Source organism: Rhodospirillales bacterium RIFCSPLOWO2_02_FULL_58_16 (genome assembly GCA_001830425.1).
Lineage (GTDB): Bacteria > Pseudomonadota > Alphaproteobacteria > Rhodospirillales > 2-02-FULL-58-16 > 2-02-FULL-58-16.
The window spans coordinates 1-20,034 of the sequence record MIAA01000048.1; the positions used below are offsets into that span (position 1 = coordinate 1).

The following is a 20,034-nucleotide window of genomic DNA, read 5'->3' on the forward strand; positions in this document are numbered from 1 at the left end:
CCGAAAAAATACGATTTCTTGCAAATCCGACTACGTCAAATCGCTAAAACCGCCCGGCAAATCAAGGGCGTTCGGAGTTTTTAACAGCCGAAAAAATACGATTTCTTGCAAATCCGACTACGTCAAATCGCTAAAACCGCCCGGCAAATCAAGGGCGTTCGGAGTTTTTAACAGGGGACTAATTGGCGGAGGGAAAGGAACAGGGAACCAACCTTCTCTGTTCCGGCAGCGAAACGGTTGCAGACGAGTTGCAGGTCTGATCGGGTAAGCGACAGATGCCGGGATCAAACCTCATATTTTTAAAAGCAAGCATCAGCTAAGAGCAAGAACCGCCAAGAACCGCCAAGGGTTGCTTGAATGGCAATTAACCGTTAACAATCGGGGCATGATCGGAATTGATCTTTTCTCAGGTGCGGGGGGGATGTCGGTGGGGGCTCAGGCTGCTGGCTTGAAGATTGCCTATGCGGTAGAGGCTGACAGCCACGCGGCATCGACCTATTTAGCAAACCATCCCGGCATCCCGGTAATGGTTGAAGATATTTGTGGCGTCCGCAAATTCCCCAGGTTGAAGGACTCGGGACTTGTCGTGCTGTTCGGTGGGCCACCGTGTCAGGGCTTCTCGACCTCGAACCAGAGGACACGCTCATCGGACAATCCCGCCAATTGGCTCTACAAGGAGTTTATGCGGTTTGTAAAAGGAATCCGGCCCGACTTCGTGGTGTTCGAAAATGTGAAGGGCATCGCCGAGACCGAGCAGGGGGCCTTTCTTACTGCGATCCTGAAGGAATTCCACAGCGTAGGCTATTCGACGACGCATAACGTCCTCAATTCTGCCGATTTCGGTGTACCGCAACGGCGGTCCCGACTTTTCATCATCGCCAGCTTGTCGGGGCGCGTTTTCCTGCCCCAGCCGCAGCCGTTCGATCCTCCGACCGTGTGGGACGCGATCGGCGACCTGCCGGAATTGGAGAACGGCGCCTCCATCTCGCAGATGCCCTACGCACGCCTACCGCAATCACCCTACGCAGCAATGATGCGAAGGAATCGCCGCACATGCCACAATAATCTTGTTACGAACAACGCGACGCATATCCTGGACAGATATCACCACATTCCGCAGGGCGGCAACTGGGAAGATATCCCCGTTGAACTTATGGATAACTACACCGACCGAACACGTTGCCACACGGGCATTTACCGCCGTCTTAGGTGGGACGAACCGTCCGTGGTCATAGGGAATTTCCGTAAGAACATGCTTATCCATCCGTCGGCGCGCCGTGGGCTGTCGGTCCGCGAGGCCGCACGCTTGCAATCTTTTCCGGATAGCTATGTGTTCAAGGGGTCGATTGGTCTTCAGCAGCAGCAAGTAGGGAACGCAGTCCCTCCTTTGCTGGCGAAAGCAGTCTTCAATGCCATCCGGTTAGCTGCCGGTGAGGGTTGCTATGCTGCTTGACATAGTGTCCACGCTGCAAAACGCCGACCGGAGCCTGTTCCCGAACGGAGGCGATTACTACGCGAGATATGCTGCCCTCAAAGAATATCTGAACACCAATGTCCACAATAACGTCACGCTTGGGGCCATTGCGAAAGATGGCGGCCTCCTGAATGATCACGGACCAAGCCACATTATGACGGTCATCAGTAGGGCGAGCGACATGCTGTCCGGCAGCAACCCCATGGCGACCTTTACGCCCTACGAGATATACCTGCTTCTGTGCGCGATACATTTCCACGACGTCGGTAACGTTTTCGGGCGCGAACACCATGAGCAGCGGCATATCGAGGTGATGAAAGAGGTGAAGCCGCTTCTGGGCGCCGATTCGACCGAGATACGTTGCATAGCGACGATTGCCTGTGCCCACTGCGGAAAAATCGACGGTGACCAGGACACAATTGGGCTACTGGAAAATGATCCCGTGAACGGAAAGGACGTTCGGGTGCAGTCACTTGCGGCCGTCTTGCGGTTCGCCGATGAACTGGCCGACGACAAACACAGGGCCAAGCGGTATCTACTCGAAAAGAATCTGATCCCTGAGGAGTCTGCGGTGTTCCACAAGTACGCGACCTGCCTGGACTCCGTGATGGTGCGCCCCGATGACGGGTGCGTTGATCTGCGCTTCTGCCTGTCCTCCGCAGACGTCACGCGGCAATGGGGAAAGAAGGCGGGCAACAAGGTTGAGAATGTTTACATCGTCGATGAAATCTACGCGCGGACGCTGAAGATGCACTTGGAGCGGACGTATTGCTCGCGCTTCATACGCTCCTTCGTGGATATCACTCATATTAGTGTCAAAATTGAGATTTTCGACGAACCGGACTCATTCTTCCTTCCTCGCAAGAAGATCGAATACCGCTTGGAGGAGCAGGGATATCCGAGTACTCCGAAGGATGATATACATTCGATGTGCAGGAACCTCCAGAAAGGACAGCATCTGGCGAAGGACTTTGCGGATGGAAAGGCATGAAAATGGAATCCCTTTTGAGAAACCCCTTCGCAGTCCAGACGCCCGAGCATCTTCCCGCTGATGACGTAATCTCGCTGTTCGTCAGCGAGCTCACCGACTATTGGCAGATACTAAACCAGAGCCATACGCTCATCTACGGCCCCCGCGGCGCCGGCAAGAGTATGATCTTCCGATTCATGGAACCAGACTGCCAGATGAAGAACGAGCAGAAGGCGTTCCGCGAACTGTCCTATTATGCCGCATATGTGCCTATCAAGGAAACCGAACTCAATCTGTCTGAATTCTTCCGACTGGAGGAGGCGCGCCAAGCTCCATTGGTGCTGAACGAGCACCTGATGGTCGCTAACGTGGCCTCAAAGCTGTTCAATTCCGTGCTCGCGAGGGCTCCGCTCGAAGGACTGACGGATCAGGAGGCCGACGAACTCCGGAGCTTCTACGGGAGCTTTCTGGCGTCTACACTCACTCGTTCCGGATGGGACAAGGAGTTACCCGCCGTCGACGGGCAGACACTCGCTAGAAAGATCATCGAGCAGATAGCCTCCGCGTTCGATTCCATCTACGCCGATGGGAATTCCTATCTTCGGCGCATGGCCTTCGTCCGCGAGCCTCTGCCGTACAGCGGCGCTTTGTTCGGCTACATGGATATCTTGGTCCCAGTCGTGAAACGGGTGGCGTCCCTCTCGTTCATGCCAAAAGGGCCCATCTATCTGTTGATCGACGACGCTGACAATCTGAGTGACTCGCAGACCATGGTTCTGAACTCATGGGTGGCCAGCCGCACGACGGGCTACCTCTGCCTCAAGATTTCCACGCAGACGTTGGACTACAAGACGTACAAGACGCCCAACGGCAAGCGGATCGAATCGCCGCATGATTTCAGCGAGGTGCATATCTGCGATATCTACACGACGAAGAAGGACACCTACCGGGGTCGTGTCCACAAGATCGTCGAACGTCGCCTCAGCGCCTACGGGATAACTGCCACGCCCGAAGGGTTCTTCCCGGAAGATAGTGAACAGGAAGACGAGATTGCGAAAATGGCGAAACAGATCAAGGCGAATTTCAATGTGTCGGGCCGGGGGGCCAAGCCCTCGGATGACGCACTCCGCTATGCCCGCCCAAATTTCATCAAGGGCCTAGTCGGCACTCGGAAATCTGGTGCCACTTACAATTACGCTGGCTTCAACCAACTCGTGCACATTTCTTCGGGGGTGATCCGGCATTTTCTTGATGCCGCGTCTAAGATGTTCGGCGAGGCCAGATCCCGACACGAAAGTGGCGACATCCGCCATATTCTCCCAGCCATTCAGAATGATGCAGTCCGCGAACTCGCTAACAAGCTGCTTTTTTCGGACTTCGCCGACATCAAACGGGACGAGGGCAAGACCGAAGAGGAACGGGACAACGTCAGAAAATTGCAAAACCTGATCCATGCCCTCGGAGGTATGTTTTATCAGATACTTATTTCGGAAGCCGCAGAGAGGAGGGTATTCAGCGTGGCCTTCAGCGACGGACCCAGCGATGAGGTTCAGGAGGTGCTGAACCTAGGCGTCAAGTACGGCTATTTCCATCAGTCCTCTATCGGAAACAAGGAGGGGACCGGACGGGCGCCGCTCTACATCATGAGCAGGAGGCTGGCCCCTGCATTTAAGCTCGACCCCACCAGCTTTGCTGGCTATAAGTTTGTGCGGAACTCTGCAGTGCTGGAAGCGATGTATCGCCCTAAGGGGCTTCTGAAGATGGTCAAAATCAAGGGGTTCGACGCGGTCATGGAATCCGGGGATCAGGGAGATTTTTTCGAATGACACCGCTCGGAACAGCCAGAACACTGCTCGGCAAACTCAGGCAGGCGCTTCCCGAGACCGTCGATCTGCTCATTTGTTCAGCGAGCTACGAGAAGCGTTCCATTGTCGCGCCTTTGGCACTGCCGACCGACGCTGCCGGAATGATTCTTGTTTGTGCCAACGAGGATGTGCAGGGTGCTGGAAAAGCCCATGCGTTGCAACTAGTCGAGCACTTCGGCGAGAGGGCAGTCAGAGTCACCCTTTCAAAAGTTAACCCTGTAGTCATCGCCGACACCATGATGAGCAATATCCGCGAGATGGCGGAAGATGGAAAGCCGCTCAGGTGCGTGGTTGATATCACCACGTTCACCCACGAGGCGCTACTGATCCTCCTGAAGGTGCTCCAGATATCACTGCCGCCCCTATCCGAGGTGACCTATATATACACTCCTGCGAAGGATTACGACCCTGGAACGCCAACTAAGGCGAAATGGTTGAGCCGCGGCCTTGGTGCCGTCCGGTCGGTCCTCGGCTATCCCGGGACTTGGTTGCCTTCAAAGAAGGTTCATCTGATCGTGCTGGTGGGGTTCGAGAGCGAGAGGGCCAAGAAGCTCATTGAAGCGTACGAACCAGACGCTCTTTCCCTCGGGATCGGATGCATCGGTCCGTTGAGTACCACCTTGGAAGACGTGAGGAAAGTGTTCTATCAGGAGATCGCCGAGGCTTTCCCACGATATTCCGATTTTGAGTTCACTCCCGGTGACCCTTTCGCTGTCCATGACGTGTTGCTCACCCATATCAATAAATTTGCAGACCACAACACCGTCATTGCGCCGATGAACACCAAGATATCGACGATCGGCGCGGCTATGGCGGCGTTCGAGCGCGAGGATGTCCAGCTTACCTACGGTAGCGCCGAAATTTACAACTACGAAAACTATTCGATGCCGGAAGATTACTGCATTGTATTCTCGACACCCTCGTTTCCAGTTTATGATCATGCTTCTTGTGCCCCACCTCAGTTGGATCCCCTTCATCTGCCAGCCGCTTCTGAAGCTCAGCCAGCGTGATGTCCGATTCCGATGCCATTATCGCATGAAGCCAATCTTTCCGGCTGGAGAGTTTTCCAATCCCTACCTAAAAAGCGATCCGACATCTCTGGGACTCTGCTCGGGGACTCTGGTGGAGATATGGCGATGTTATGCCCGCCCGATGACCTTGAGACGTCCAACCCGCTGGTGGAGACCAGTGCCGCGCTTGCTTCTTCGATATCCGGCGATATCGATATCCGGTGTTGCGTGCACAATTTGGGGGATGTATAAATTTAGATGCGTCCTGTGAAAAGTGGGGGGAGCTACGATGAACTGGATGAATTCAATTTCGGCGTTGGGCGCTCTCAATATAACCAATACGGCAATTCAGCCTGCGGAGGTTCAACGGAAATTCCCAACCCTTCTCCACAAGCGCACTTTCGCGCTGATCGCGGTACCTTGGCCAGCCGTAGTCCAAAGCAACTGCTTATCCGTATATCCATGAGGAGGATGACGTGAAAAAGCACTACCTATTAGCCGTTGTTATGCTCGTAGCGGTGATCGCGGCAATCTTTCTTGTGAAATCGCCCCCCCAAGAACACGATGAGCCGTTTCGTATCGGCGTAGTAACTTGGGTTGGTTTCGGGCCATTATATGTAGCTAGAGATAAAGGGTTCTTTGATGAAGAAGGGGTCAAAGTTGAGATACAGCGAATTGAAGACCTCGGCGCGCTACGAGGAGCATTAGCATCAGGAAAGCTCGATGCGATTGTACATACCGTCGATTCGTGGGCAAGCGCCGCAGCAGAAGGACTGCCAGCTGTTTGCGTGTTGAAAATAGACCAATCCTTTGGAGGAGATGGCATCGTAGCGGATTCGTCGATTAAGACGATCGCGGACCTAAAAGGCAAGAGTGTTGCTTTTCCCAGAGGTCTGGCAGGACACTTCTTTCTTCTGCACCTGATGAAGCAAAGCGGATTGTCCGCAGATGATATTAAGGAGAGGTATATGGAGGCTGCAGACGCCGCTGCCGCCTTCATTGCTAAGAAGGTAGATGCGGCGGTGACATGGGAGCCGTTTTTGTCTGAAGCCGGGCAAACGGACAATGGTCACATCATTGCCACAACCGCCGACTATCCCGGCCTTATCACAGATATTCTAATCGTTAGGAAAAGCGTTGTTTCCTCCAGACCCGCCGACATTAAAAGAGTGTTAAAGGGGTGGTTTAGAGCTGTGGACTTCACCGCCCAAAACGGGCCTGAGGCTGCGGCAATCATGGAGCGCAATTTCGGTATTGAGGTGGCGGAGGTTGAAGGCATGTTATCGGGCCTACGATTTTCATCGCTGGAAGAAAATATAGCAGCGTTCGGCGACAACGACGCCGAGTCCCCAATTGTTAAAACTTTCAACTCCGCCGGGCAAGTATACTCAGATGCGGGGTTGATAAAGTCGCCTGTCTCCGGGGCGCAATATTTTGATGGCTCCTTCCTTCGGGCGCTGAAATAACGATAAATTATGTTGGGCGGGGCATGGACGTTTCCGGACTGCTGATAAATTCATCTAATCGCGCAACTGCGTTCGTTCGTGGCGCCGCTCTGTTCGTGTTTCTCCTGATCGTTTGGTCGTCACTCACATATAGCGGTTTTATAAAGCCCCTATTTTTACCTGCTCCGCATGCTGTTGTTAAAGAGATGATCATACTTTTTGTAGAGAAAGACTTCCTTACTGATGTGTTGGCGTCGCTTTCGCGAGTGTTGTTCGGCTTTGTCTTGTCTGCCGCACTGGCGGTGCCGCTGGGAATCATGATGGGCGCTTCCAGGAGGTGGAAGTCTATTTTTATGCCTATCATTGGATTCATCAGGTACATGCCTGCGGCTGCCTTCATACCACTCCTGATCTTATGGCTCGGCATTGGATTTGCTGAAAAGGTGGCCGTAATTTTTATCTCTATTTTCTTTTATCTGGTGCTGCTGGTCGCCGATGCGGCCTCTCATGTTCGGAACGAATGCATTGACGCAGCGCTGACGCTGGGCGCTTCACCAAGGCAGGTTCTCAACAGAGTTATTGTCCCATCATCTCTTCCGGGGATTTGGGATGCATTAAGAATTATGATGGGCGTGGGCTGGACCATGATCGTTGTCGCGGAACTCGTCGCCGCCGAACGAGGCATCGGAGCGGTTATCATTCAGGCTCAACGGTTTCTTCAGACGCCTAGGATCATTGCCGGCATCATTGTGATCGGCATACTCGGTGTTCTTACCGATGCGGTATTTAAATACCTGCGAGTTGCCCTGTTCCCATGGGATGAGCAATCCTCAGGTGTGAAATGAAATTCATCTTGATGGACATCAGGCATTCCTTCACCAAGAGCGACGGCGCCAAGCTGCCCGTTCTTTCTGGAATTAACCTTTCTATAGAGGAAGGCGAGCTTGTTGTCATGCTTGGCCCTTCGGGTAGCGGCAAGTCTACGGTACTCCGTATCGCCGCCGGACTTCTGCGTCCCGAGCACGGAGTTGCATCGTTGGATGGCGCTCGTATCGACGCACCGACAAGAAATATTGGTATGGTGTTTCAGGACTTCTCGCTTTTCCCCTGGCTGACCGTTTACGAAAACATTGCTTTTGGGCTCAGACTCAGGGGCGACAGTGCCGCACGGATCGACGATGCCGTTGAGAGGCATGTTGCGCTGGTTGGCTTGGGCGGCTTTCAGCGGTCGTATCCGAGGGAGTTATCTGAGGGTATGAAGCAGCGGGTAGCGATCGCCCGCGCCTTGGCCGTCAGACCATCCGTATTGCTGATGGATGAGCCTTTCGCGTCGCTGGATGTGAAAACGAGTTGGGAAATGCAGGATCTTGTCCTTAAGGTACGGCGGACGACCAACATGACGATTCTGTTCGTCACTCACAATGTTGAGGAGGGAGTCTTCCTCGGGGACCGAGTGCTAATATTGTCTCCCCGTCCGGCGGAAATCCGCCAAGAGATACGGATACCTTTCCAGAACGAGCGGTCGGAATCCATTAAGAATTCTGAGGAGTTTCTGGCTCTCGAAGCACAAATTACAAAGCTGTTGCGGCAGGATGCATCGAAATGATCAGTTTCGCAAATTCGCTGCAGACGGAAGCGGAGCTTTCCAGGCTGGAGCATTACCTGGAACAGACATTCTATTTGAGCGAAAGAGTTAATGCCTTCCGCAAGCAAAAACTTTACACGATGGAGATCGAACTTTCACGGAGATGCGACCTGGAGTGCACTTATTGCTATAACGCATCCAGTCACAACAACGACCAGCATGCTGACCCCGACCGTTGCAAAGACCTCCTTAATGAAGCTGCGGAATATGGAATCAGAGAGATATATTGGCTCGGAGGAGAAGCTTTACAATTTCCTCAGATCGAAGACCTGCTGCGCCACGCAAAGAATCTCGGTTTACGGAATGTGGTTTTCACTAATGGCTCCCGATTTACTCCAGGTAATATTAACACCCTGTTGGAAACGACTGAATGGATCAGTCTGCATTTGGATACGATCGACCCTGAGGTGTTTCGGACTCTTCACAACACGAAAGGCGATCTTGCTTACAAGGAGTTCCAGCAGATTTTGGCAGGAATAGATTTGCTCCTGGAAATGGGTTTTCCGGCCGACCGCGTCCGATTCACGATGGTTTTGACGCGGGACTCACTGGCGACCTTGCGACAGACATTGGAATGGGCAATTTGGCAGAAGCGGTTTCACTCGTCCACCTTGGTTCCCCTCGTCGATCTCGGGCGGGCAAGAAAAGGATACGGAGAAAACAGCATATCCCGACTGGAGTTGAGACAAGCATACCAAACACGAGCGGAGATAGAGGGGCGGCCGGAACTGCTCCGGTTGGGTCCTTCAGAGTTCTGCAAACATTACGACTTAACCAATTGTTACATCGATGTCTTCGGCAACGTATTCCCTTATGTCGGCATACCGGACATCTGCGGGAATATTTACGAGGAGAAGATTGGCGATACGCTCGTGCGGGAGTTCGACAGGCTGTCTTATGCCGACTCTGTTGATCGGACTACATTTGATTCTCATTTGACGGGCTTTTGCGGCGATTGCGAGAACCGAAGGTTTTGCTTCGGCACTCGGACCTACTCTTATCTTTCAGGCGGGATCCATTCCTCTGATCCTATGTGTTGGCGGAACAGTGACAACGATTGAGGTAAATTATGGCCAGTTCTTTTACTTGGTGTCGGTCTGTAATGGCAATTAAAGAGCACATTAAATCAATTAAAGAGAGCTTTAATTGGCGTTGGCTTGGAGTGTCAATAACATTAATCCTTATAATCGGGATAGTGGGTGCTTTCGCGAATGGAACCGAGCTATGGCATAGAATCAGAGGGTTTGCACTCGGAGCGACCATCGTTTCCGTTGGGGCAGGTATGGTAATTATGCTTATGGAAATGATAGATCATGGCGACAAAATTAAAAATAATAGATTATTTTTGGTGTCGTCATGTTTAGTGTTTTTTATTATAATTTGTATCGTGTGGGCAAGTTTAATCTATGTAAAAAAAGAGATGTGGCACTTTTTTCTATATTTTTCTATCTTTACCAGCTTGGCCGTTTATGAGTTCATGATGGCACGCGCCCTAAAGGATAGCCACGTCTCTGTTTGCAAAAAACTACGTGAAGTATGTGAATATTGCGACCGTCCTGCTGCGTTTGCGTTTTTGATAATCTTTATTTTCCTCGCGATTGTGGACTTTTTTGGTATAAATTTACATAAGGACGAAAATATAGTCCCCGCTATGGGTGCAGGCGCAGTCGGATTGCACATGCTGATGACGAGTATTATAGCTGTTCTCGCATTCAGCCGTGTCAAGTAATCGGAATTTACCGCTGATGCAGCCCTCTAACCTTGAAGATGATTGCCGCGTGCCTAACATGTTTCTCGGCGCCATTGCGGTGCCGAACCACCCCTTTGGGGTGAATACGGTTGGCGGGGCTGACCGCGAAAGGATATTCCGGTGCGCATACGCCGGATATTAGTACACGCGACCGACTGTAGGAACCACCGAACGGCCTCTGTCGTAAGGCGGCAACTATGAGGAAGACAAGTCCTACCCCTTCTCTGCGTGGCGGGGTTGCCAGCATTTGCAGATACTAGACCTAAGGAGATAATACCATGGTTAATGATACGTCTTCGTTCTTGAAGAATCACTTCCAACAGAAAATCGAAGAAGTCGTTGTCAGAAGGAAAGACGAGACGATGGCGGGCTGTTTGCGGCGCGTTCGCGATGAACTTGTGGCAAGAACACCACAAGCGGATCGTACTCAAGAAACGCTGAGATAGGATAAAATCGACGGATGGCTGCGATGGGTCGCCCGCGAATAGCCCTCCTCCAGGCCCAAGTGACCCCCGAAGGAAGTGGCTTGCGTAACGAGAAATGGTATCTCCCTCTTGGGTTGCTGTCCATTGCGCGCTTTTTGCAGCAGGGGGGCCACAATGATGTCGAAATTTTGGACATGGATCATGACCACATTGATTCGACTCTTACCCGCTTGACTGCGGGTGAATGGGACGTTGTCGGAGTTAATTTCAACGTATTCAACACGGGACTTCTTGATGAGGTGGTCAAGGCAGCCAAGGAAGGAGGATCCCTAACCGTTATCGGCGGACAAGCGGCGACGGCTATACCGGACAGATTGCTTTCCTCAAATGATGATATTGACGCGGTCGTCTTGTACGACGGCGAAGAGCCAATGCTACAACTCGCAAACAGGCTGGCTCAGGGAACCACTGATCTCAGCCGAATACCAAATCTGGTTTGGCGAAACGAGTGGGAATCTAAGAATCAACGAAATTCCCAAGACCCCAAATTCCTGGCCAGTGATTATAATGTCCGTACTCCCGATATTAGCTCCTATCCGATGATAGACCGCAGAATCAATGGCTTTGACCTTGATAGGTACAAAAATTACTGGTACCGCACGGATATAGATCCGGATCGTGTGCCGACCAGTATGTATATCCAAAAAGGCTGTGGAAATGGCTGCACGTTCTGCGCTCGAATCGATAAACAGATTCGCCAGCGAACGCCTAAGCAGGTTTACGAAGAACTACAGGTGCTGCACAACGAGGGCGTCAATTATGTCTACATAGTTGACGATGCGTTTACGGCAGACAAAGAACTACTTCGGGAAATCAAGAATATCTTTGATTACAAGGGACACCTGCCCATCAAATTCTGGTGCTTCGCCGACGTCAGGGATTTGGATGAAGAATGCGTTGAATTGCTCAGCGCAATACATATGGAAAAAGTGCTGATCGGAATAGAGTCCGGCAGCGAAGAGGTGCGGAAAAAAAGCGGCAAGCGCTTCTCGAACGAATTTCTATTTCGCAGGTTAGAATATTTAGCGAAAGCGAAGATCAAACTAGAAGACTCGTACGTCTTGGGGCTTGCCGGGGAAACAGAAGAAACGCTTCTGGAAACCTTCAAGTTATCACAAAAGGTCGCATCAATATGCCAGACCGAGGACACAGCCTTCAATATCATGACCCCGCTCCCCGGCTCGCCAGACTGGAACCGCCTTATGAGCATTCCACAACTTCGACAAAAGTATGCTTATGGGTACCACTTTGACATTGATGAAGTCAGAAATGATTTTTTTGAAGCATACTGCTCGTTCCCGGCGGAGGATGTTTGGCTCGCAAAATTGGCGTAGAGTCATCGTCCGGGAGGAGCAGTGCCAGACGTTTCATTTCTTCCGTTTGGTTCCCATGGATTCCGTGCTTCGTGAATGCAACATATTCGCAGCAATTCAGGTGGTTTTGGTAAAAGCGGCCAGATTCCGGGTGCTCACGGAGCGGGCGTGGCGTGGGCGTCCGGTGGAGTAGCCGAGATGTGGTTGTGGAAGGCGGTGGCGGGGACGGCGAGGCCGAGGGTGGCGCCGTCCTTCTTGTTTGTGGTGGTGGCGACGTGGATGGCGATGAGATGGTGGCGGTCGTTCTGGTAAAAGAGGAGGGGGGCGCCGGAATCGCCGTGGGTGGCGTCGCAGTCGTGGAGGAGAAGGTCCTGCTTGGGAGTGAAGCCGAGCAGGCGGCAGCCCTGGTGGCGGGTGAGGATGTGGGCCTTGTCCTGGGCGTAGCCGGCGGCGGTCACCGTGCCGCCTTCGGAGGCGAGGCCGGTCAGGCCGGCTCGGTCCAGTGGGCGGGTGGGGAGAAAGCCGAGAGCGGCGCCGAGGTCGGCTTCCAGGATCAGGATCGCCCAGTCCTCCGCCTCTTCCGTCCGGCCCGTTCCGGGATCGTAGGCCCCGGACGACGCGAACCGGGCGACGCGGGCGTGAGCCATGGCGTCGCCGCGCCGATATCCGGCGATGAAGTGGAGCGCGGAGGGCGGCAGCCAGCGCCGGGTGCGGCGGTTCCACAGGCAATGCTTGGCGGTGAGCACCTGGCGGGGGCCGACCAGGGTTCCGGTGCAGAATCCTCCGAGTTGGTTGTTGACGCGGCCGATGGCGCGCCAGGGATAGCCATCGGTCTCGACCGGCGCGCGATCATCGGCGCCCTTAATCCCGGGCAACCGGATGCGCTCGTCGCCGGCCGCCACGGATTCCGCCATGACCATGGCCAATATGGCGGCGCCGAACCAAGTGAGGAGCCTCATCGTTCGCGCAGGCTTTCATCCTGGTATTCCTGCAAGGGGGCCAGCAGGTACTCGATCAGGCGGCGTTTGCCAGTTTTGATCTCCACCGTCACCGCCATGCCCGGCGTCAGATTTACGTGTTTGTCACCGGCCGGCATGGTGGTTTTGGCCATTTCGATGCGGGCCGGATAGACGAGACCGAGTTTTTCGTCCTGAACGGCGTCGGCGGAGACGGTGAGAACTTGACCGTCGATAGTGCCGTACTTGGTGAAGGGGAAGCTTTCCACCTTCAGCGCCGCCGCCTGCTTCGCATGGACGAAACCGATGTCCTTGTTGAGCACCATCGCTTCGATTTCCAGGTGGGCGTCCTTGGGGACGATGATCATCAGTTCCTGGGCCGGCGTGACGACGCCGCCGACGGTATGCACGGCCAATTGTTGGACGGCGCCGTCGACGGGGGCGGATAGGGTTTGTCGGCGGCTGTTTTCCCGGGCCTTGATGTGTTCCTGGCCGAGGGAGGCGGCGCGCTGTTCGGCTTCGCTGAGCTTGGCGTGAATGTCGCGGCGGAATTCCGAATCCATATGCCGGCGCTGGCTGACGGCGGCCCGCATGGCGGCGTCGGCCTGTTCATGACGGCTCTGCTCGATTTCCAGCTTGCCCTCAAGGTCGATCAGTTCCTCCTCCAACTCGGAGAAGGAGAGGCGGGAGAGGATGCCCTTGGTCATCAAGGGTCGGCGGGACTCAACCCGCTCGCGCACCTTGGGCAGAAGGGAGTTGATGCGGGCAATCTCGGAGGCGATGGTTTTAGCCTCGGTGCGGCGCTTGTCCACCTCTCCGTCAAGGGATTCCCGGCGCGCCTGGTGCTCCTGGGTCTGGCTCAACAGATAGCTGCGGTGCCGCTCAATCAGAGCCGCAGGCGCGCCGTCGGGGGGAAAGAAAGCCTTGAGAGGGGTTTCCTTCAACAGGGCGTCCAGGCGGACGACCTCGATTTGCGCCGCCACCAGTTCGGCGGCCAGGCGATCACGGTCGGCCTCGCTGTCGGTGTGGTCCATCTCGATCAGGATGTCGCCCCGGCGGACCGCCTGTCCTTCCTTGACGTGGATGGCGCGGATGACGCCGGCGTCGCGGGGCTGGATCAGCTTGACCCGCTGGCTGGGGATGATCTTCCCCTGGGCGGTGGCGATGATGTCCATCTTGCCGTAGACGGCCCAGATGACGGCGATGACGAAGAACACGGCAATGGCGGCGGCCAAGGCGCGGCCCAGCGGCGAGGCCGGGGTCTCCATGATCTCCAGGGCCGCCGGCATGAAGGCCATCTCGTGGCGTTGGGCCTTCGGCGTCACGGCGCCTTGGCCTGACGCCTTCTTCTCGTCGCGGAAGGCCTGACGGGCGACGGCGAAGTGGTGGGCGATGGCGGCGAACATGATCTACCCGGCGGCCTGTTCTTGCCGGGGCGCGGCGGCGACCGCCTTCAGGGGGATCGGGCGACGCACGACGATGCGGCCGTTTTCATCCTTGGTGACAACGGCGTGGAGAGCGAGTGGGGCAGGAGACTCCGGGGGCGCCGCCGCCGTCATCGGCGCGCCACGCGCGCCGGCGGACTGACACTTCCACAGGCGGGCGTAGCGGCCGTCCAGGCGCAGCAACTGCTCGTGAGCGCCGTCCTCGACAACCTTGCCGGCCTCAATGGTGACGATGCGGTCGCAGTCGCGCACCGTCGACAGGCGGTGGGCGATGACGAACACGGTGCGGTCCTTGCAGATGCCGCGCATGTTCTCCTGCACCACCTGTTCGGACTCGTAGTCGAGCGCCGAGGTCGCCTCGTCGAAGATGAGAATGCGCGGATTGGTGACCAGGGCGCGGGCGATGGCGATGCGCTGGCGCTGACCGCCGGACAGACTGCCGCCCCGCTCCTCGATGATGGCATCATAGCCCTCGGGCAGCTCCAGGATGAAATCATGGGCGCCGGCCAGTTTGGCCCCATTAACGACCCGCTCCATGGACATCGCCGGCTCGGCCAGGGCGATGTTGTCGCGCACCGATCGGTTAAACAGGAAGTTCTCCTGCAGGACGACGCCGATTTGGCGGCGCAGCCACGCCGGATCGATCATGGCGAGATCGATGCCGTCGATCAGCACCCGGCCGCTTTCCGGGAGATACAGCCGCTGGATCATCTTGGCGAGGGTGCTCTTGCCCGAGCCGGACGGCCCGACGATGCCGACCACCTGGCCCGCCGGGACCTCAAGGTCGACGCCCTTGAGTATCTCCGGTCCGTCGGGGCGGTAGCGGAAGGTGACTGCGTCGAAGCGGACGGCGCCGCTGATCTCCGGCAAGGCCGCCTTGGAGGCCGCCCGGGCGACGTTCTCCGTCTTCTCATTGAGGATATCGCCGAGGCGGTCCACCGAGATGCGCATCTGCTGAAAATCCTGCCACAACTGGGCCAATCTGAGGATCGGCTGGCTGACCCGTCCCGCCAGCATATTGAAGGCCACCAACTGGCCCACCGTCAAGGCGCCGTCGATGACGATCACCGCGCCGAACCACAGGGTCGCGGCCATGGTCACTTTCTGGATCAGTTGCACCCCCTGGCCGCCGATATTGGACAGGTTGGCGGCCTTGAAGGAGATGTCGGTATAGCCGGCGATCTGTTCCTCCCAGCGCCGCTGCATCTGCGGCTCGACGGCGGCGGCCTTGAGGGTTTCGATGCCGGACACCGCTTCCACCAGGAAGGCCTGATTCTCGGCGCCGCGCTGGAACTTTTCCTCGACGCGGCGTCTGAGCATGGGCGTGATGATCAGCGAGAACACAATGTAAAACGGCAGCGATCCCAGCACGATCCAGGTCAACGTCGATGAGAAGTAATACATGACGGCGAAGAAGATCACCGTGAAGGCCAGGTCCACCACCAACGTCAGCGCCGAGCCGGTGAGGAAGTTGCGGATGTTCTCAAGCTCCCGCACCCGCGCCGCCGTTTGGCCGACGCGGCGAACCCCGAAGTAGGAGACGGGCAGGCGCAGCAGGTGCTTGAACAGCCCGGCTCCCAGTTGCACGTCGATGCGGCTGGTGGTGTGGGAGAAGATGTAGGTGCGCAAACCGCCGATCAGCACCTCGAACACCGAGAGAACGATGAGGGCGAAGATCAGCACGTCCAGGCTGCTTAAACCCCGGTGCACCAGCACCTTGTCGATGATCACCATGAAGAACAGCGGCGAGATCAGGCCGAATGCCTGAATGAACAACGAAGCCATTAATACCTCGCCGAACAAATGCCGGTACTTGATGATCGCCGGGATGAACCACGACACGTCGAAACGCCGCCCCTCGGCCGTCAACTGCGCCCGGTTGGCCAGCATGATCATCCGCCCGTCCCATTCCGCTTCCAGGCGCTCATGCTCGTAGGTCTCGGGGCGGCCGACGGCGGGATCGTGAACCAGCGCCTTGTCCCCGGCCATCTTGGCCAGGATCACGAACGAGCCGTCCCGACGCCGGATGATGCACGGCAACGGCGCCGCCGCCAGCCGCTTTAACTCACTGTCGGCGGCCTTCGCCTTGAACCCCATCTCCTTGGCCGCCAGTAAAATAATGGTCTCGTCGAACAATTCGCCGGCGGGGGAATAGCTGTGCCGCAGTTTGCCCTCGTCCGCCGGTTTTTCGAGGAAGCGGGCCAGCAGAACCAGACAGGCCAGCCCGCTGTCGAGAACCGGCGCCGTCTTGCCGCCGTCGCCATGCGGCCCGGCAGGTATTTCTACTTTTTGTGTCACAATCGCCACCTCTCCCCCAAGGATAGATCGTGTTGCGTGTAACATCTTAAAATTTATAAAAAACTGAAATTAGTATCCCCTCGCTGGCAAAACTACCTGAATGGAAAGAATATAGCATATTAAAGTGGTAACATAACAGTATGCCGACGAACGAATGAATCTTAATTAGTGTGTTTATAAACGATAAATTCTATTGACGCAATGAAAGAGAGTCAAATAGAATTACATCGAATTATATGCAATCACGGCTATCGCCGGTTGATCGGTTGATCTTGGGGGAGATTTCGAGGAGTATGACGGGCCTGAAATAGGACGAAGACGTAGGGGGGGGGATGGACATGACGGGGACTGTCCGCAAGGCTGCCATCGGCAAAGCGGCGGCGAAGGCGGCGTCTAAGGCGGCGGCGAAGGCTCCGGCAAAAGCCCGGCCAGCTTCCCCCGTGGTTGCGGCCAAGACCACGCCCAAGACGATCCAAGCAACCCCCACCAAATCAAAAGCCGCTGCCACGCCGAACAAGGGCGCGGCTGAAGAGATGAAGGCCAAGGCGCCGATCAGCGCCCAAACACAGCCCATCAGCGGTCCGGCGGAAATTCTGGGGCAGATCGCCTGGCTGATGATGAGTTCGCCCGCTCACAAGCATCTGTTCCTGGCCGACCTGGAGTGGCTGGCGGCGCCGGCGGTGCTGATGAAGCAATTCCGCATTTACAATAAACAGAACGTCCCCCTTGCCTACGCCTCGTGGGCATTCTTAAGCGAGGAGGCCGAGCGGCGACTGACGTCCGGCGTCCGCCGAATCCCCCCTTCCGACTGGAACTCGGGTGAGCGGGCGTGGCTGATCGATCTGGTGGCTCCCTTCGGCGGCGCCGAGGAGTTTCTCGCCGACCTCAAGGAAAAGGTTTTCTCCGACAAGCCCCTCATGACCCTGCGCCCCAATCCCGGCGGCGCGGGTTTCGTCGTCGCCGAAGTAAAAGCGCGGGAACGCAAGGCGGAGGGCGTGAGATGAGGCGGGTTTTGGCGCGATGGGGAGGCTTGGCGGCGTTGATCGGCGTTGTTGCCGTTGCCGCTGTGTCCCTGCCCGCCCTCGCCGGGCCGTTCGAGGACGCAGTAGCCGCTTATGAACGCGGCGACTACGAAACCGCGCTCCGCCTGTATCGCCCGCTGGCCGACCAGGGCGACGCCAAGGCCCGGTTCAACCTCGGGCTCATGTACGTCAATGGCCGGGGCGTGGCGCAGGACTACGCCGAAGCGGTCAAGTGGTATCGTAAGGCCGCCGATCAAGGCCACGCCGACGCCCGGCTCAACCTTGAGCTCATGTACGCCACGGGCCGGGGCGTGCCGCCGGACGATGCCGAAGCGGCCGAATGGCGGCGCCGGGCCGCCGACCGGGACAACGCCGTCGCCCGGTTCATCCTCGGGGACATGCGCGCCACCGGCCGGGCCTCGGCGCCGGCGGCGCCGGAGGTTAGTAGTGATTCTATCATTAATAATTTGGAGCCGCTGGTCGCCAAAGGCAACCTCAACGAGGCATTCAAGCTAATCCAAAGTGTTCCTTTCGCCGTGGACGAAAAAAACGAGCGCCTCGCTGAATGGGTCTTGGCAAACCAGGAGCGTCTGAACGCGTTGTTTCTGACAGACCTTTCCGGGCGCGTGTTCCTGCGTGATCGGGTGGAAGGCCTGAAGTGGCACTTCGTGTCCAGAATGTGGGCAAGCTATGACGCCGCACGCTGCACGGACTCGACGGCGAGCCAAGGACTGTCTGTCCTTGGAGGGTTTGCCAAGGACGTGTCGTCTTATGTCTATAAGCATAGGGTTAAGGGGGCTGAGGAGATTTCGTCGGCGATGGCGGCGGCTGTTGCCTGGGAGAAAGATCATCCCTCGCCGGCCTCCCCGCTTTGGATATGCCGCCATGGCATGAGCGCCTATCGGGCGGCAGTTGACAAAACTCCCCTGCCGCCGGAAAAAATGCTCTATCCCAAGGAGGAATGGCCCGCTATTCGCGAGAGAAAGCAAGGAGATTGGGCCAAAATGGCGACGTTAAAAATAACCACGGATGACAACCCGCCGGACAAGGCGCCTGCGGAGCAAGCGCCGGAACTGTCCATTCCCGGCTCGTCGGTAGAAGCGATGGCGGCAGCGGCGGCGGATAAGGAAGCACCAAGAATGAACAAAGACATACCGAGCAAAGTGACGGTTTCCTTGAAACTCATCAGGGAACTGGATCATGACTACGGGATCAAGAGGATCGTCTGGAGTCAGGACGGGCGCTACATCGCCTCGACCGGGATATTCTCAATCGGAGATATGGTGTGGGACGCGGAGACCGGTAAACTCGTCATGACCGCGAAGAAGAGATGGATCGGGCCGGGTGGCGGGATCGGATTCAGTCCCGACGGGCGCTATCTTATTACGTCGCCCGCCATCGAAAACATGAACGGATTGGCGGCGACCGTCTGGGACCTGCGGTCGAAGGAAATCGTTCGACATCTGGTCGTGCCGCACCAAGACCTGCCGGATAACGCCATTCAGTATGCCATGTTTTCCCCCGAAGGGAGGTTTCTAATTCTGGCCTATTCCAAGGGCGGTTCCAAGGGCCTACTCATCGGCGTTTACGACGCCTCGTCCTGGGAACTGATCCGTTCATTCGGACATGAACATGAACTCGTCAGGTCCATGGCGATTAGTCCGGACGGTCAGCATCTGGCGTTCGGGACCCCCGGTCCCGGGACAGTCAAGGTTTGGGATTACCACACGGGAGATCTCGTCAAGGAGTTCAAGGCGCAATCCGGTTCCGTTAACGCGATAGCCTACAGCCCGGACGGCAAGTTCCTGGTCACGGGGGGAGACAATACTCGCTCCACGCTTAACCGTAAAACAGGAGTAATGGAGAAATTGGCTGACGACGATCTGGTCAGGGTGTGGAACACCGACGATTACAAAATGGCTTGGTCTTACGCGATGGGAAAGGTGGACAAGACCGTCAGCGGCGGGTCTTCGGTCCGTGCCGTTGCTTACAGTCCCGACAACCGTTACATCGCCGTGAATAACATACAGAACCTGACCGCGAACGACATGAAGGCCCGCAACCTTACCGCCTACCGTGTGTTTCATATATTGGACGGTCGTTCGGCCCAGGTTCTCAAGACGGTTCCCGTTCCCATGCACATTCTTTCCCTTGCCTTCAGTCCGAAGGGGGATGCGCTGGCCGTTAGCGGCGATGACACCATCATGATCTGGCGGATCAAGCCGTGAAAGAGATAGTGAAGGCACCGGGCAAATAGGAGGGTATCATGGCGACAATCAGTGAATTAGCAACGCTGAGCGATGCGGTCTACAAGGAAGCGGATTCGCCGTCGCCGCCGCCCGGGTGGACATCAATT

15 protein-coding genes are annotated in these 20,034 nt (G+C 56.1%); 12 read left to right on the top strand and 3 right to left on the bottom strand.

Features of this window, described 5'->3' with window-relative positions; genetic code table 11:
- Positions 1-385: 385 nt before the first annotated feature.
- The 10 genes from A3H92_12590 (at position 386) to A3H92_12635 (ending at position 11,978) form a co-directional block, all read left to right on the top strand.
- Positions 386-1,453 (top strand): DNA (cytosine-5-)-methyltransferase, encoded by a 1,068-nt coding sequence (locus A3H92_12590; GenBank protein ID OHC73599.1) that lies wholly within the window; start codon positions 386-388, stop codon positions 1,451-1,453.
- Entirely contained in the window at positions 1,443-2,465 is a 1,023-nt protein-coding gene (locus A3H92_12595) for a hypothetical protein (GenBank protein OHC73600.1), read from the top strand. The genes A3H92_12590 and A3H92_12595 overlap by 11 nt, the downstream gene beginning before the upstream one ends.
- On the top strand, positions 2,462-4,270 hold the full coding sequence (locus tag A3H92_12600; protein ID OHC73601.1) for a hypothetical protein: 1,809 nt from the start codon (positions 2,462-2,464) through the stop codon (positions 4,268-4,270). The genes A3H92_12595 and A3H92_12600 overlap by 4 nt, the downstream gene beginning before the upstream one ends.
- Positions 4,267-5,319 carry a hypothetical protein gene (locus A3H92_12605; GenBank protein OHC73602.1) on the top strand — a complete coding sequence of 351 codons (1,053 nt, stop codon included), beginning with the start codon at positions 4,267-4,269 and terminating at the stop codon, positions 5,317-5,319. The genes A3H92_12600 and A3H92_12605 overlap by 4 nt, the downstream gene beginning before the upstream one ends.
- A 476-nt stretch (positions 5,320-5,795) precedes the next feature.
- Positions 5,796-6,785 (top strand): hypothetical protein, encoded by a 990-nt coding sequence (locus A3H92_12610; protein OHC73603.1) that lies wholly within the window; start codon positions 5,796-5,798, stop codon positions 6,783-6,785.
- Between the two features lie 23 nt (positions 6,786-6,808).
- Positions 6,809-7,609, top strand: a complete 801-nt coding sequence (locus A3H92_12615) for a nitrate transport permease nrtB (GenBank protein OHC73604.1) — start codon at positions 6,809-6,811, stop codon at positions 7,607-7,609.
- Positions 7,606-8,370, top strand: coding sequence for a hypothetical protein (locus A3H92_12620; GenBank protein OHC73605.1), 765 nt, complete (start codon positions 7,606-7,608; stop codon positions 8,368-8,370). Before A3H92_12615 ends, A3H92_12620 begins: the two co-directional genes overlap by 4 nt.
- Positions 8,367-9,470 (top strand): hypothetical protein, encoded by a 1,104-nt coding sequence (locus tag A3H92_12625; GenBank protein OHC73606.1) that lies wholly within the window; start codon positions 8,367-8,369, stop codon positions 9,468-9,470. Before A3H92_12620 ends, A3H92_12625 begins: the two co-directional genes overlap by 4 nt.
- An 8-nt stretch (positions 9,471-9,478) precedes the next feature.
- Entirely contained in the window at positions 9,479-10,138 is a 660-nt protein-coding gene (locus tag A3H92_12630) for a hypothetical protein (GenBank protein OHC73607.1), read from the top strand.
- Between the two features lie 481 nt (positions 10,139-10,619).
- Complete coding sequence (locus A3H92_12635; GenBank protein OHC73608.1) at positions 10,620-11,978, top strand: hypothetical protein; 1,359 nt, start codon at positions 10,620-10,622, stop codon at positions 11,976-11,978.
- A 134-nt stretch (positions 11,979-12,112) separates the two neighbouring features.
- On the opposite strand, the gene A3H92_12640 is transcribed toward A3H92_12635, so the two are convergent.
- From A3H92_12640 to A3H92_12650, 3 genes are all read right to left on the bottom strand, one after another.
- On the bottom strand, positions 12,113-12,916 hold the full coding sequence (locus A3H92_12640; GenBank protein OHC73609.1) for a hypothetical protein: 804 nt from the start codon (positions 12,914-12,916) through the stop codon (positions 12,113-12,115).
- Complete coding sequence (locus tag A3H92_12645; protein ID OHC73614.1) at positions 12,913-14,238, bottom strand: hypothetical protein; 1,326 nt, start codon at positions 14,236-14,238, stop codon at positions 12,913-12,915. The genes A3H92_12640 and A3H92_12645 overlap by 4 nt, the downstream gene beginning before the upstream one ends.
- An 84-nt stretch (positions 14,239-14,322) precedes the next feature.
- On the bottom strand, positions 14,323-16,665 hold the full coding sequence (locus A3H92_12650; GenBank protein OHC73610.1) for a peptidase C39: 2,343 nt from the start codon (positions 16,663-16,665) through the stop codon (positions 14,323-14,325).
- Positions 16,666-17,189: 524 nt separating this feature from the next.
- Here A3H92_12650 and A3H92_12655 point away from each other — a divergent pair.
- Positions 17,190-17,660 (top strand): hypothetical protein, encoded by a 471-nt coding sequence (locus A3H92_12655; GenBank protein OHC73615.1) that lies wholly within the window; start codon positions 17,190-17,192, stop codon positions 17,658-17,660.
- The gene (locus tag A3H92_12660) at positions 17,657-19,906 is read left to right on the top strand and encodes a hypothetical protein (GenBank protein ID OHC73611.1); all 2,250 of its coding nucleotides are present in this window, start codon (positions 17,657-17,659) and stop codon (positions 19,904-19,906) included. The genes A3H92_12655 and A3H92_12660 overlap by 4 nt, the downstream gene beginning before the upstream one ends.
- The last annotated feature ends 128 nt before the right edge of the window (positions 19,907-20,034 follow it).

Coding starts and splice junctions, on each gene's coding strand:
- A3H92_12590 (OHC73599.1), top strand. CDS start 386: ATGATCGGAATTGATCTTTTCTCAGGTGCGGGGGGGATGTCGGTGGGG.
- A3H92_12595 (OHC73600.1), top strand. CDS start 1,443: ATGCTGCTTGACATAGTGTCCACGCTGCAAAACGCCGACCGGAGCCTG.
- A3H92_12600 (OHC73601.1), top strand. CDS start 2,462: ATGAAAATGGAATCCCTTTTGAGAAACCCCTTCGCAGTCCAGACGCCC.
- A3H92_12605 (OHC73602.1), top strand. CDS start 4,267: ATGACACCGCTCGGAACAGCCAGAACACTGCTCGGCAAACTCAGGCAG.
- A3H92_12615 (OHC73604.1), top strand. CDS start 6,809: ATGGACGTTTCCGGACTGCTGATAAATTCATCTAATCGCGCAACTGCG.
- A3H92_12620 (OHC73605.1), top strand. CDS start 7,606: ATGAAATTCATCTTGATGGACATCAGGCATTCCTTCACCAAGAGCGAC.
- A3H92_12625 (OHC73606.1), top strand. CDS start 8,367: ATGATCAGTTTCGCAAATTCGCTGCAGACGGAAGCGGAGCTTTCCAGG.
- A3H92_12630 (OHC73607.1), top strand. CDS start 9,479: ATGGCCAGTTCTTTTACTTGGTGTCGGTCTGTAATGGCAATTAAAGAG.
- A3H92_12635 (OHC73608.1), top strand. CDS start 10,620: ATGGCTGCGATGGGTCGCCCGCGAATAGCCCTCCTCCAGGCCCAAGTG.
- A3H92_12640 (OHC73609.1), bottom strand. CDS start 12,916: ATGAGGCTCCTCACTTGGTTCGGCGCCGCCATATTGGCCATGGTCATG.
- A3H92_12655 (OHC73615.1), top strand. CDS start 17,190: ATGAAGGCCAAGGCGCCGATCAGCGCCCAAACACAGCCCATCAGCGGT.
- A3H92_12660 (OHC73611.1), top strand. CDS start 17,657: ATGAGGCGGGTTTTGGCGCGATGGGGAGGCTTGGCGGCGTTGATCGGC.